This is a genomic window from Rhodanobacter sp. 7MK24 (genome assembly GCF_014842995.1).
Classification (GTDB): Bacteria; Pseudomonadota; Gammaproteobacteria; order Xanthomonadales; family Rhodanobacteraceae; genus Rhodanobacter_A.
On sequence record NZ_JACYXL010000004.1, the window covers coordinates 1 to 14,471 of the forward strand.

The 14,471-nt window shown below is 63.6% G+C and carries 10 protein-coding genes; 2 read left to right on the forward strand and 8 right to left on the reverse strand.

Annotated elements, in window-relative coordinates; translation table 11 throughout:
- Positions 1–420: 420 nt before the first annotated feature.
- Positions 421–543 (reverse strand): hypothetical protein, encoded by a 123-nt coding sequence (locus IHE49_RS18595; RefSeq protein ID WP_255523419.1) that lies wholly within the window; start codon positions 541–543, stop codon positions 421–423.
- Positions 544–1,400: 857 nt separating this feature from the next.
- Here IHE49_RS18595 and IHE49_RS09240 point away from each other — a divergent pair.
- Positions 1,401–2,429 (forward strand): polysaccharide biosynthesis/export family protein, encoded by a 1,029-nt coding sequence (locus IHE49_RS09240; RefSeq protein ID WP_192157475.1) that lies wholly within the window; start codon positions 1,401–1,403, stop codon positions 2,427–2,429.
- Positions 2,430–3,084: 655 nt separating this feature from the next.
- Positions 3,085–4,293, forward strand: coding sequence for an undecaprenyl/decaprenyl-phosphate alpha-N-acetylglucosaminyl 1-phosphate transferase (locus IHE49_RS09245; protein ID WP_192157140.1), 1,209 nt, complete (start codon positions 3,085–3,087; stop codon positions 4,291–4,293).
- 89 nt (positions 4,294–4,382) lie between these two features.
- On the opposite strand, the gene IHE49_RS09250 is transcribed toward IHE49_RS09245, so the two are convergent.
- The 7 genes from IHE49_RS09250 to IHE49_RS09280 form a co-directional block, all read right to left on the reverse strand.
- Positions 4,383–5,822 (reverse strand): glycosyl hydrolase family 28-related protein, encoded by a 1,440-nt coding sequence (locus IHE49_RS09250; RefSeq protein WP_192157142.1) that lies wholly within the window; start codon positions 5,820–5,822, stop codon positions 4,383–4,385.
- Positions 5,823–5,967: 145 nt separating this feature from the next.
- Positions 5,968–7,128, reverse strand: a complete 1,161-nt coding sequence (locus tag IHE49_RS09255; RefSeq protein ID WP_192157144.1) for a glycosyltransferase family 4 protein — start codon at positions 7,126–7,128, stop codon at positions 5,968–5,970.
- Between the two features lie 82 nt (positions 7,129–7,210).
- Complete coding sequence (asnB, locus tag IHE49_RS09260) at positions 7,211–9,178, reverse strand: asparagine synthase (glutamine-hydrolyzing) (protein WP_192157146.1); 1,968 nt, start codon at positions 9,176–9,178, stop codon at positions 7,211–7,213.
- Entirely contained in the window at positions 9,178–10,248 is a 1,071-nt protein-coding gene (locus tag IHE49_RS09265) for a glycosyltransferase family 4 protein (protein ID WP_343227563.1), read from the reverse strand. The genes asnB and IHE49_RS09265 overlap by 1 nt, the downstream gene beginning before the upstream one ends.
- Positions 10,249–10,259: 11 nt before the next feature.
- Positions 10,260–11,579, reverse strand: coding sequence for a hypothetical protein (locus tag IHE49_RS09270; protein ID WP_192157148.1), 1,320 nt, complete (start codon positions 11,577–11,579; stop codon positions 10,260–10,262).
- Positions 11,576–12,859 carry a glycosyl transferase gene (locus tag IHE49_RS09275; protein WP_192157150.1) on the reverse strand — a complete coding sequence of 428 codons (1,284 nt, stop codon included), beginning with the start codon at positions 12,857–12,859 and terminating at the stop codon, positions 11,576–11,578. Before IHE49_RS09275 ends, IHE49_RS09270 begins: the two co-directional genes overlap by 4 nt.
- Before the next feature lie 127 nt (positions 12,860–12,986).
- Complete coding sequence (locus IHE49_RS09280) at positions 12,987–14,444, reverse strand: lipopolysaccharide biosynthesis protein (RefSeq protein WP_192157152.1); 1,458 nt, start codon at positions 14,442–14,444, stop codon at positions 12,987–12,989.
- Positions 14,445–14,471 lie beyond the last annotated feature (27 nt).

Genomic DNA, 14,471 nt, shown 5'->3' on the forward strand with positions numbered 1-14,471 from the left:
CACGATGGCGAGTCGGGTGTTTTCCAGCTTCCGCATACAGTCATCCCGAGGTGTTTTGGGTAGCGTCTGATGCGCATGCAGCGCGTGTCGGCCGATCGACGGGGACGCACGCTTGCGCTGGGGCGAGCGCGGTGCCGACTATGCGAAGGTATATCGTGCGGAGGACGTGTAGGATCCTGCGGCCGAGATGAAGTCATCTCGAGTTAATGTGCAATGTCGTTCGATTGGGCGGCAATTACTTCAATTCGTTGCGCGCGTCATTGCCGCATATCCACCGCACTTGCGACTGCCGGGATGCGTAGCGCGCTTCGACCATCGAGCCGATGCGTCACAGACCATCCTTCGATGTGCGCCCGCGAGCGCCTGGCGCCGCGACGAACCGGCTTGCAACGGCTTTGCGGCCCGAGCCCTAATCCAGGATCAATGGAGAATGCCCATTTGAAACATTGCCCAGCCCGCCACCGCACTGATCGTCAGGCAAACAATGAGCCAGAATCCGCGGGAATTTTTCCCCCAGAACGGCTTCTTCTCGTTGTTTTCCATAGTGTTTTGCATCCGCAATGATTTGGCTGGACGGGCTGCTGAGGGTGCTTGCGTGAAGCCAGTATCGTGCCAAACCGCAGCATATGCGCGCCTGGACTTCACGCCATGTGATACAGGGCAGGAATTTGCCGTCGGGCATCGCGATCGGGTTCGAATACCGGTGAATTGCGGCGAGTGGCACCCGTCCTGGTTCGGCGCGCCGATCCTCAAATGGCACGGCAGGCTTCTCGGCACATCGTGGGCATCGAGCGCGCGGTGGCACTGCGAGTCATCTAGGGACAAAAATTTGTCAGCAACATGGATGCCCGGAATAGAGGGCTCGTCCCGCTCGGCTTGCGGTCAGCTGCATGCAAGTTCGGGGCAATTGGAAAATTCTGTTCTCGACGTCCTGGAGCCGACAGACGAGGTAGTCATGACGGTGACGCCGGGTGCACGATATTTTGTAATAGGGAATAGGTTGGGACCGATATAAAGGGATTTTTGGTTGACGGCGTAATTAGGTGTACGGCTTCTAAATGTGATTGGCGATTGTGATGCTTCTTTCACGTCCTGTATGGCATCACGGAATGTGGCGCTGTGATCTTTCACCCGCAGCGGCTGGTTTTCTACGCGGCAATTGATTTAAGTGATCGGATTCGGCTGGTTGCCATCGAAAGGCGGATTTTCGCCTTCCGAGGAGCTTCTGTGCGGGCGAAAAATACAAGTGCGGGATTATGCAGCGCCGCCAGCTGACTGTTCAGTTATTCCCGGCAAATCGAATATTCGAGGACATGTTGATCATGAAAAAGACTTGTGCCTTTACCGTTCTTGGCTTCGCGTTGCTGGCCAGCGGTTGTGTATGGTCGCCAGGGCAAAATATGTCCGGGCAGGGCCTGGTTCGCGGCACGCCGACCGATAACAGCCAAATACAGCTGGTAACCATTACTCCGCAGCTATTGGCGGAGAATCAATCGCCGATGTTGACTGCATCGGTGCCGGAGGCGCTGCTGTCTTATCAACCGGGTCCTTATCGCATCGGGCCGGGAGACGCGCTTTACATCACCGTCTGGGATCACCCGGAACTGACTTCACCGGCGGGCACGCAACAGCAGACCGCGGCCAATGGTCGCCTGGTGCGCTCGGACGGCACCCTGTTTTATCCCTATGTGGGCTCCATCAAGGTCGCTGGCATGACCATCGAAGAGGTGCGCCAGGCCATCGAATCGAAGATAGGGAAGTATGTGGAGAAGCCGCAGGTGGACGTCAGCATCGTCGGCTACAACAGCCAACATGTGACGTTCCAGGGCGCCTTCATGAAGACCGACCCACAGTCGATCACAGCGGTTCCGTTGACCTTGGGGCAGGCGCTCGGAACGGCAACCATCAATTCCGATCAGGCCAACATGTCGGGTCTGATACTCAACCGCGATGGGCAGAACTACCACCTGGATCTTGCCGCCTTGTACGACAGCCGGGGTCTGGCGAAAGACATTTACCTGAAGGCCGGAGATCGTCTGTTGCTTGCCTACAACGATTCCGAGGAGGTGTACGTGATGGGCGAAGTGATGCGCCCTCAGGCGGTCACCTTCAGGTCGCTTCCCTATATCACGCTGACCCAGGCACTGGGTCGTGTAGGGGGGCTCAATCCGGTCACGGCCAATGGCCGGGCAGTCTATGTCGTTCGCGGTGCGGACGATCTGAAGAACGCTCCGGCCAAGGTCTTCCAGCTTGATGCACGTTCGCCGGCGGCATTCGCCCTCGGAGACGGCTTCAAGTTGAAGCCGGGCGACGTCGTATTCGTCGGCGCGGCCGGCATTACCCGCTGGAACCGCTTCCTGAGCCAGCTGCTGCCTTCGGCGACTCTGGTTACCAGCGCTGCCGCTGCGAATTACAGCGCGACCCATTAAGGCGATCCTGAATCTGCCGGGTCATCGTCGGGTTGGACTCGAACCTTGGTCATCACCGCCGTTCGCGTGTTGATGGCCAAGGTTCGAGGGCGCAGTCGAGGCCACGGGCGAGGCGCATACGGAATCCGATGCTCCAATCGCATCGAAATGCGTGTTGCACCACCTTTCCTGAAGAGGCATGGATGGGTCACTTATACGGCGTGGCCTGATCGCATCTTGGCCCTGGCGAATTTTTTTTAGCTTTTGCGGAGCCGTCTGGAGATTAAGGAATTCATGGCAATTCGTGCATCTGGGTCGCTAAATCACGGAAGAGCTGGATCTCCCGAAACACCATTTGAACAAGCGGTTCATGCGGCGCTTATATAAACCGGTTTTGTCTGAATAAGACATTCACGCTGTACAAGATTTGTCATCTTAAAGATGCTAGGTTCGAAGGCCCGGCGTGAGTGCCATTTCCTTTTTCATAGCAGTTGCTGTCGTGTCATTTATTTTTACTGGATTGATCCAGGCATGCATGAAATATCGGCCAGTCGTATTCGCGGTTCGTAGATAGCAGGCTGTCAAGGCCTTTGCCGCTCGCCGGCTGGACCATCCACAACATGAACTTGCGCGGACCTTGGGGGACCGCTCGAGATGGGTAGGAGGCGAAGGTCTCATGCTGGAACTGCGATTGGTTCTCGATGGTTTGGTAGCCGCATCCACATCTGCGGTAGCCATTGCTGTTATGCGTCCGTTTGCCATAGTGCTTGGCTTGGTCGATCACCCGGATCACCGCAAGCAGCATCTTGGCGAAATACCGCTGGTGGGCGGTCTGGCGATTTTCATCGGGATGGTCGCAGGAGCCGCCTGCTACGGTGCCTTCCACGGGTTCGAGGGAGTCTTGCTCGGAACCGCCGCGGTGCTTGCCCTGCTTGGCGCGCTGGATGATCGCTTTGGACTCAGCGTTCGCGATCGTCTGCTGACGCAGACCATCGTGATACTGACGGTGATCTCCAGCACTGGCGTGTACATCCACACGCTGGGGCATCTTTTCGGCCACGACGTGGTGCTTGGCTGGCTTGGCGTACCGATGACCGTAGTCGCCGTCATCGGCCTGGTGAATGCGTTCAACATGATGGACGGCATCGACGGTCTTGCCGGCAGTCTGACCCTGGTCAGCATTGCCGCCGTCGTCCTGTTTGCTTCTCCTACTTCCTTGCGTGGGATCATCATGTTGCTGGCCCTGCTGGCTGCGGCAACGCTGCCCTATCTGGCCGTCAACCTCGGTCTCCTGGGCGGAAAGGTTTTCCTGGGCGACGCGGGCAGCACACTGGTCGGCTACCTGCTGGCCTGGGCGCTCATCCGCTTGAGCCAGCTGCCGCAGACGCATTTGTCGCCGATCGACGTGTTGTGGTGCGTGGCGCTGCCGGTGTTCGACACGCTTGCGGTGATGTGCCGGCGCATGCGCGAGGGCCGCTCGCCGTTCAAGCCGGACCGTGGCCATATCCACCATATCCTGCTGGGGGCGGGCCTGGGGCCGCGCGCCACCTTGGCCACGCTCGTCATGCTTGCGGCGGGCCTGGCGTCGATCGGTGCGATCGTCAGCAGCGTGGATCATTCGGCGGGCGCGAATCTCATGGCGTTTTGCCTGATTCTCGGCGTCTACATGGCGACAGTCATGCGCTTGTGGCTGCGCCAGGAGGCGCGTCGGCAAGGCGCATTTGCCCCGCGTCCGGGACCGGGGGCGAAGATCCATTCGCTGGAGGCAGAGCGGCACTCCGCGGCCTCCGGCCTAGCTGCGCGAGGCAGGGACCACCGGGCGGAGAACGGAGGCAGCGAAACAGAGGCATTCCGCCGCGCGGTAGAGCGCGCCGACCGGCGTTGATCTTGCGCGGGCAATCGGGCCTCGAAATCTGCTGCGCTGGGGTGGATGAGGCGCCGCACCATGCGGCGGCGGCTATCGGACGGCCGCGCTCACTTGAGTCCGACCAATTGGATCGATGCCCCGTCCGCGATCGTGGTTACGCCGCTTTCGATGTCGTTGGCGTACTCGATGGAATGCTTCACCACCAGATTGCCGCGGGTGATGCGCATCTGCCTGCTCGTGCTGAGGAATGACATCACGGCGGCACCGGGTGCTGAGCCCCTGCCGCGCCTGACCTTGTTTCCGGAGATGATCACCGCTTCGATGTCCCGGCTGTTGTCCGGGGTATTGTCTTCGGCGAAGTTGATGCAAGAGCCGTAGATGTCGATGAACACGTTTCCTGCGCATACCACCCGGTTGGCGCCAAGCACGCCGATCGCTCCCATCTGCGGGCGTATGCCGATGAACGTGTTGCCCGTGATCACCGTGTTGATGGCGTTTTCGCTGGTCCGATAAGCGAAGGATCCCAGCCTGACCGCATCGCCGCCCGGTCCGGATCCCGCTGGCGAGCGCTGGAAGGTGCATCCGCTGACCTGCGTGCCGCTCAGGCCGTTGACCGCGATGTCGACGCGGATCGAATTGAGGAAGTGGCAGTTGCGCACGGAGAGGTTGTCGGCGACATCCGCGATAGTCTTGGCTTTCGTCGCGGTATCGATGCCCCAGTAGCAATTCTTGAACTGGCAGTCGGACACGACCCAGTCGTGGATGTTGTCTCCGGCCTGACGGCCGTTGAAAAACGTGATGCCTGCCGTGTTCACGGTGTCGATATCGATGAACCTGCATTGCGCGATGGTCACGTGCCGATACACGCTCCACGGGTGATCCGGCTCGAAATCGATGCCGCCCACCGAGTGGGAGAGTTTCGCGTTGCCGATGTTCTGGAACAGGCAGTTCTCCACCGTCAGCTGATCGCAATCGATGATGGAGAGGCCGTTGCGGTTGTCCTTCACCGCGCCGTCGAACACGCAGTCGCGTACGGTGATGCGCTGGTTGTGGCGTTCGGTGCTGCGGAGCGTGCCCGAGCCGACATACATGCCGTCGCCGCGAAAGCCATAGAAGCTCACCCGCTCGACGGTCAGGTCCGAAGTGGCGTTGACGGCGAGCAGATAGAAGTACTGCTGGTAGCCGAACTCCGCCACGCGTCCGTTGAGTTTGAGATCGTGCAGACGGATGTTTCGCATGTTGTCCGCGACATTGGCGCTGCCGCCATCGCGGACATAGGTGGCGAGCATGAATTCGCAGGCCAGCGAACTGTCGTACGCCCGCAGCTCGCTGGTCTGTCCATCGCCGTACAGCTCGATGTCCGACTTGAGGTTGAGTTGCTTTACGGGATAGATCCCGGCGGGTACGAAGACCTTGCTGCCGCCCTTGTCGATGGCCGCCTGGATGCCGCTGGTGCAATCGTACGAGCTGTTGCCCGTGCGGAGGGCGGCGTGTTCCGTCGCGGGCAGGAAGTCCAGGACATTCGTCACTTGCGGCGAGGATGGCATGGCAGAGTCTCCGATCGCGTATGGCCGCGGGAAGGCAGGCGTGTCCCGGCCAAACTCGGCAGTCGATTCCTTGGCGGGGATGCGGTTCTCCGAACGGCGCATGTGCTGTGTCGCGGCGGGATGCGTACGGCACGAAGGTGGATTTCTATGGGGACGACTCGGCCGGCGCCGCCAGCGGATCGCACAATTCGGCATAGACTTCCAAGGTGTGCTCGATGACGATGTGTTCATCGAACTGCGTCCGCGCCTTGAGGCGGGCCGCCTCGCCCAGCCGCTGCGCGAGCCCGGGGATTTCCAGCACTCGTCGGATGGCATGCGCCAGCGCTTCGCTGTTGCCCTTGGGGACCAGCAAACCGTCGACGTCATCGGTCACCACTTCGCGGCAGCCCGGTACGTCCGTGGTGATCAAGGGGAGTCCACAGGCGGCGGCTTCGACCAGCGTCCTGGGCAATCCCTCCCGATAGCTCGGCAGTACCACGACATCGACCGAAGCGAGCAGGCCGGCCATGTCATCGACGTGACCGAGCCAGGTGACCAGCCCCTCTGCTACCCAGCCTCGTATCGTTGCTTCCGGAACCGTGGCAGGGTTGCCGGGATCCGGCGTGCCGGCGAGCAGGGCATGGAGGGAACAGCCTTGGAGGCGTAGCTGCCGGATGGCGTTGACGAATTCGTCGAGACCCTTGTCCCAGAGCAGCCTGCATGCCAGCAGTACACGCGGGTGTTCGTCGTCCGCGCTTCGCGTACGCGTTGCCAGGGCGAACTGCGCGCAATTCACCCCCGAGCCGCGAATCAGGCGGATGTGTTGTGGATCGACCAGGCCGGCCTGCTGGAACAACGCGACGTCGTCCGCGTTTTGCAGTATGAGCCGCGCGCCGCGACCACCAAGCGCGAGGCGCAGCAAGCCACGCACCACCGGGCGCAGCAATCGCGCCTTCATCTGCGAGCTGGTGAACACATAGCCCATGCCTGCCACCGCATTCACCCGGGCCGGCACACCGGCAAGCCGCGCCGCCAATGAGCCATATACGGCGCACTTGATGGTGAATCCGTGCACCAGTACCGGCTGTTCGCGCCGCAACAGACGGACAAGATGCCATAGCAGCGCCGCTTCGCGCAGCGGATTGAGGCTGCGTCGCGCCATCGGCAAGGGCTCCCACCGCAGGCCCAGGGCGCGGAGCTTCGCTCCATAAGGCCCCGGCGGGGAAATCAGCAGGACGTCGTATCCCTGCCGTCGCAGCGACATCGCCAGCGAGCGGCGGAAGTTGTACAGGTACCAGTCCGTATTGGCGAACAGGACAGCTTTCACGGGTGTGTCTCCTGCAGGACGGCGGGCGCACCGGGCAGTCCGCGAACGGGAGGGCGGGGCGCGCGGTTTGTGCGCGGCGACGTCATGGCGATGTCCCCCGGTTTTCATCCAGCCATGCCTGGAACATGAGCACCGGCCATAGATGGTGCTGCCAGTTGTGGCGGCCGCTCAGGTGTTCGTTCCATTTCTGCCGGATCGGTGTCGGATGGAAATAACCTTCCTGGCGCAGTCGATTCTCGTCGAGCAGTGCTTCCGCCCAGTCGCGCAGCGGGCCGCGCAGCCAGCTGTCGAGCGGGATGCCGAAACCCATCTTGGGCCGTTCGACCAGCTCCCTGGGCACGTGTCGGTACAGCACCTGGCGCAGCAGCCATTTGCCTTCGCCGTCGCGTATCTTCTGGTGCAAGGGGACGCGCCATGCCAGTTCGACCACGCGGTGGTCGAGCATGGGCACGCGGGTCTCCAGGCTATTGGCCATCGCAGCCCGATCGACCTTCACCAGGATGTCGTCGGGGAGGTAGCTCTGCGCATCCATCGCCATCATCCATTGCGCCAGGATTTTGGTGTCCGGCCATGCATCGGGATCGGTCAGCAGGGTTGTCGGTTCGTGCGCGCCGATCACGATGCCGCCCGGGTTCTTCCACTGGCTGGCGAGGTGGAGGAAAAAAGCGTGGCCGCTCGACAGCGGAAGCACGCCGGCCAGCTTCTGCGCCTTGTCGCCCGGTGTGGCTACGTGCCAACGCTTCGGCAGCAACGGCTTGATGCGCTCGAACCACCGGTTCCATGCATCCGGCGATACGGAGCGCAGGATCCCGGCGCCGGCGGTCCGCGCGAACGGCGGCAGGCGCCGCATCCGTTCCCAGGTCGTGCGGGCTCCGAGATAACGGTTGTAGCCGCCGAAGAGCTCGTCGCCGCCGTCGCCGCTCAGGGCCACCGTCACTTCGCGGCGGGTCAGCTGGCTGACCAGGAAGGTGGGAATCTGCGAGCTGTCGCTGAAGGGTTCGCAGAAGATCGAAGGGAGCTTCGGGATGACGGCCAGGGCATCGTCGGGGCGCACGTAGAGCTCGGTGTGCTCGGTACCCAGGTGCTTGGCCACCGCCTTGGCGTGTGCGGCCTCGTCGTAGCCGGCCTCGCCGAACCCCATGGTGAAGGTCCTGATGGGGCGGCTGCTGCGCGCCTGCATCAGGGCCACGACGGTGCTGCTGTCGATGCCGCCGCTGAGAAACGCGCCCAGCGGCACGTCGGCCAGCATCTGCGCGCCGATGCTGGCGCCGAGTTGTTCCTCTAGCGCATCGATCGCTTCGGCGTCCGAGCCCGGGAGCGGATTGCCGAGGCCTGCGCGAACGGCATCGTTGTAGCGCCAATACGCCTCGGGTGCCGCATCTCGGGGCGTATCGGCGGCGATGCGCAGCAGATGCCCGGGACGAAGCTTGAAGACGCCCCGGTGGATGGAATACGGCGCAGGGATGCAATCGTGGCGCAGCAGCAAGGCCAGTGCGTCGCGGTCGACATCCGCCCGGAAGGCCGCATGCGCCTTCAGGGCCTTGAGCTCCGAACCGAACAGCAAGGTATCGCCTTGCCATGCGTAGTACAGCGGCTTCTCGCCCATGCGGTCGCGTGCGAGCGTGAGGGCCCGCTGCTGGCGATCCCACAGCGCGAACGCAAACATCCCCACGCAGACGTGCAGGGTTCGCTCGACGCCCCAGGCGGCGAAGCATGCGAGCAGGGTCTCGGTATCCGAATGCCCCCGCCACGCCGGTGCCGCGCCTTCCGCAAGCAGCCGCTGGCGCAGGTCGAGATGGTTGTAGATTTCGCCGTTGAACACGACGACGTAGCGTCCGCAGGCCGAGAGCATGGGTTGATGGCCGGCAGGCGAGAGATCCTGGATGGACAGGCGTCGCTGGGCCAATGCGATTCCCGCCGATTCGTCGCACCAGTTGCCGCCGTCGTCGGGCCCGCGATGGATCAAGCGCGTCGACATCGACCGCACCTGTTCCAGCAGGGAGTCCCGCGTGCCGCCACCCGGCTGCCAGAAGCCGGCCACGCCGCACATCAGTGGCCTCCCGCGCTGTGCAGCACGTTCGCGAGCCGCGATGCCTGCACGGTCACGTTGTATTCGTTCTCGACGCGCGCGCGCCCTGCCAGGCCCATGCGCGTGCGCAGCCGCCGGCTGAGGATCAGCTGCTCGAGGTCATGACGCCATGCATCCGTCCCCGTCGCCAGAAAGCCGTTCTCGCCGTGCCGCACGATGTCGACGTTCGCGCCGACCGTTGAAGCGACCACCGGCAGGCCGCACGCCATGTACTGGATGATCTTGTAGCCGCACTTGCCACGCTCCCACGGGCCGTCGCGCAACGGCATGATGCCGATATCCATCCGGGCGATCATGTCGGCCTCGCTGTCCTCGGACCACGCCACCACCTCTGGCACCAGGCTGCCGAACTGGCCCGCGACCTCCGTTCGCGGTCCGACCAGGAGCAGGCGGGCGTTGTGTTTGGCGCAGACCTGCTCCAGCACGTCGCGGTTGTCCAGCAGGTATTCCTCGGTGGCCGGCGAGCCGACCCAGCCGATGACCGGCCGCCCTTCGTCGACGTGGTTCACCACGGTGTAGCGATGCTCGTCCACGACGGTGGGAATGACCTCGATCCGCGTGGCACCTGCCTGCGCGGCGCGTGCGGCGAGGTAGTGGTTGCCGGCGATCACGCAGGCGGATCCGCGCATGACCTGGTCGATCTTGCGGCCCAGCACGCGCCGGACCAGCGGACTGGACGACATGTCGTACTTGTGGAACAGCGCGTCGTCGTAGTCCACGACGTACGGCCTGGCGGAGCGCGCGAGCAGCGACTCGAGCCAGTGCGGCAGATAGGGGAAGAGCTCGCCCTCGACCCAGGCGAGATCGTGCGTGTCGCGACGCAGGGTCTGTCTGATCCGCCGGGCGTAGTATTGCCAGGCGATGCGCCGTGCGGAGGCGGGGCGGTCGCCATATAACTTCTCGAGATAGGCGTCGGGGAACAGCGCATGCACCTCCACGTCGATGCCGCGATCGCGCAGCAGGGGCAGATACTGCAGGCTGCGTAGCCGGGTGCTTGGCCCCCGCCTCGAATACCTGGAAAACAGCAGCACCTTGAGGCGCCTCATTCGGGTGCCTTCCTGAGGCATTCCGGATACTCGATGAACAGTGCCACCAGCGGGACGACGTACATCCACTGGAAGGCGAAGGCCTCGATATAGGGGTTCGTGTTGGTCGCGAGCAGCGCACAGACCAGGCCGCAGAACATGAACTTGTGCCGTGTCGGAAGGCGACGGATGAGCGCCAGCCGGAGCGCCATGAGGATATAGAGCACAAACGGCAACGCGTAGATCACCGTGCCGAGTATTCCGACCCGGTAGAGCGTGGCCAGCCACACCAGTTCGTAGCGCCAGGGATGGATGGGGTCGCTGACGTACGGGACGCCGACGCCCTGGCCGGAGCCCAGACCGCCGTTGTCGAGAACGCCCGCGAACAGCGAATGCCCCATCTGCACCCGGGCCATGCCGCCGCCCGAGGCGAGCTTGTCCGTGACGACGTTCAACACTGTGCTCAGGTCGATTTTCGTGTAGGCCTGCAGCAGGGCAAGCGCGGCCACCGTCGCGACCACCATGGGCAGGCCATAGCGGATGATCCTGATGAGCGGCGAGCGATGCGGGCTTTCGGTCGTGCGCGATGCCAGCATCATGCCCAGCAACCAGCCCATCGGCACCGAGAGGATCAGCGCGGAGCGGCCGGAAGTGAGTGCGCAGATCAGCAGCGCCGCCAGCAGGGTCAACCGCAGCAATCGCCTCCTGATGAGTTCGGGCGAACTGAAGAAGCCGCCGCACAGGAAGATCAGCGAGCCATACACATGCATGGTGGCGCCGGAAAACCCCTCGTTTTGATTGATGTTGGCGCCCTGGAAGAAGAAAGCCACGGCCGCAGCGCCACGGCTGAAGTAGAGGTAGAAGAACAAGGCCACGCTCACGGCGCAAAGCAGGCTCAGCAGGACGAACCAGCCGATCAGCTTTTCGGCTCCGAGCCGCCTCAGCAAGGCTTCGGCAATGACCGTCCACGCCAGGGGCGAAAGGATGTAGATCGCCGTCACCTGGGCAATGGCGAGCAGTGGCGCATCGTGCATGCCGCCCACGACGAGGTAGGCGATCGTCACGATCACGGTGCAGGCATACATCGCCAGCAGGTTCCTGAAGCCGTTGCCGATGCGCAGTCCCGGCAGCGCCAGCAGGAACGCCAGGCCCATCACCACCGCGGTGGGAACCGGCAAGGAGTTAGGTATGACCACGGCAAGGAACAACAGCAGGAAAGCCGTGCCCAGGAACATGTGGCCCACGGTGATCCGGTATCTGCCAGCGCCGGACAGCGCCGCCGGTGGCAGGAACAGATCTGCCGACGATGTCGACGATGGATCGTGTGCATAGCTCATGAGTGCACCATGTCCGAGATCCAGCGATCGAGCATGCCGGCCTGCGACTGCTTGCTGTAGGGACTGATGTCGCGGTGCGTGTCGGCAGGGCGGGGCGACAACGCGGAGCGCAAGGCCTCGCCGGCCGATGCTCCCGCACTGGTCAGCACGCTGCAGCCTGCTCCCGTCTCGGCGAGGATGGCGGTAGCCGCGTTGCGCACGCCGGAAACGCAGACGATGTCCGCTCCGGCGGCGAGGTACTCGAACAGCTTGCCGGTGGCGCAGCTGGCACGGGAGCCGGTCAGCAGCAGCAGTTTGTCGCAGCGCTGCATGAGCTGGAGCGCCAGCGTACGTTCGACTGCCCCGGGCGCACTGACCGAAAATCTGGCCCGTTCCAGCGTCGCGCGCTCGGCCGCCGTCAGTTCGCCGACGAACATCACGTGATTGCCGGCCACCACTGCCGGGGACTCGTTGAGCGCGTCGACGAAGAAATCGAGGCTCTTCGAGGCCGATCCGTCGCTGGCGCCGATGCGCCCGAAATGCCCTATCAGTCGTGCGCCGGCCGGGACGTGCCGGGCAAGCATGGCGGCGACCCGCGTATCGTCATCGATGGGCTTGTCCGCGGCGACGAAGTCGGCCGGGTCGTAGCCGTTGGGCAGGATCGCCGCGGCCTTGCCTGGATAGCGCCGCTGGAAATCCGCGACGAGGGGAGGGCTTACCGAGGTGATCAGGTCGGCAGCGGCCACCACGCGCCCTTCGACCAGGCTGCGCACCCAGGTCCGCAGCGAGCCGGGCTTGCCCAGTGGTTCGAATACGAGCCCGTCGCGGAAGTCCTGCAGGCAGCCGATGCGATGTCTGCTGGCCAGGCTCGCGGCGGCGACCAGGGAGTCGATCGGCGAATACGTGCCAATGGCCACGCAGCGCTCGCCCGCATCGCGTTTTTCGACGCAGAGCCGATCGGCCGCCGCCAGTGCGTTGACCAGCCACGGCTGCCCGCGTTCGGCGCTCCCGGAAAGCAGGAACGGCAGCGGGCGCAGGAAGGCCGACGCCATGGTGAGCAGCGAGGCCGCGGTAGAAGACTCGCTGCCCACACAGTGTCCCGGCAACGGGAAGACGGTGATGTCGGCGGTCGACATTGTCGTGGACGCGCTCGCGCTCACTCCCGCTGCGGGTTCGCGGGCGAATACGAAGATCCGGTATTTCGCCGGGTCCAGATACTTCAACAGACCCTTGAACCGTTGCGCGGCGATGTTGCCGGCCAGGTGATGCGCCGCAAAGACGAACACATTGATCTTCGCCATCATCGTGGCCTCGACTTAGCCGTGGTGGTCACGCCACGCGCAGTGGCAAGGCCGCACGGCAGCATTGCTGCAGGAAGCCGGCGTGACCCGTCGTGGCAGCGCGGCACGCAACGGTGCGCGGGCCTGGTCATGACAGAGCCTCGGGTTCTTCGCTCGGCTGCGGGTAGCTGCGCTTCGCCTTGAGCGCATCGAGCAACGAGCGGTACATGTAGTTCCATTCGTTGCGGAAGCACCAGACGACGACCGGAAGCAGCGCCACCCAGACCAGGCTGAAATGGACGGCGACGCGAGGGCCGTACACCAGCGTGGCGATGGAAAGGCCCACGCCGACGGTGACGAACGCATACAGCCGCGCTCGCGGGAAGGGCCGCCAGACGTAGGCCGAAGCTTCGGTCCGCGCCACGAAGAAAACCAGGAACGCGATGGCGTTGGCCACGACGGCGCCGGCAGCGCCATGGCCCGGCACCAGCCACACGCTGAGGGCGACATTGACGACCAGTCCGGCGACGGTGGACCACAGCGACAGCATGGACCGGCGGGTGATCCCGATGCCCACGCAGGTCACCTCGGAGAGGGTGTAGAGCAGCGGCTCGCCGATGCAGCACAGCATCAGGTACTTCACCTGGGAGTAATGCGCTGGCAGCACGAAGTCGGTCAGCCACGACAAGGCGCCGCTCAGGACCCAGATGGTGCAGACCACCGCCAGTGCCTGCTGGGCGATGTGATCGACCCGTCGCATGTCCACGCCACGGGCCACCCATTTGTAGACCATCGGCGCCCACAGCACGGTGAAGATCGTCTGGAAGACCACGCCCACGCCGGCAAAGCTCATGGATACCGAATAGATCGCCAGTTCCGGCAGGGTCGAGAGCGAACGCAGGGCCAGCGTGCTGGTGGCATCCAGCCCCCAGTAGGCCACACCGGCAAAGATCAGCGGCACGCCGTAGCCGACCAGGCCGCGGACCTGTGTGCGGGAAACCGGGGCCAGCAAGGCCGGACTCCACTCGCGCCAGGTATTCACGCTGTAGGCGAGCAGGACGGACAGCAAGGAAGCCAGATAGGCCGCCTCCAGGGCGCCGAACGACTTCGAGAAGGCCGGCAGCGCCAGCATGCCCACCGCCAGCAGCAGGACCACCTTGGGCAATACCTGGCTCAGGGAGAACGCTATCCCGCGATCCTGCATGCGCAGGATGAGCGACAGAAACCGGGATATGAAACTCACGATCACGCAGGCCACGAGCGTCCAGTAATACGCGGCATGCCCAAGGCCGAACAGCCAGTCGGTCAGACGCGCGTCGAACGGCAGCGTGACCAGCACCGCCAGCAGCAACAGCACGAATCCCGGAGCGAAGCAGGCTTTCAGCAAAGCCCCGCGATCGCTCCATTCGTGGTATTCCCGCACATAGGCGCGATCGAGCCCGAGGTTGAACAGCAGGACGCCGAACGACACCGCGATCTGCACGATGTTCAATCGCCCCACGTCGGCGGGAGGAAAGACCCAGGCAATCGCCGGCACCGTCACCAGGCCAAGCCCGGCGGTGGCGATGGGGCCGATGGCAAATGCCAGTACGGTTCGTATGTTCACCCGTCGACCTGTGTAGTTGAGCTGTTG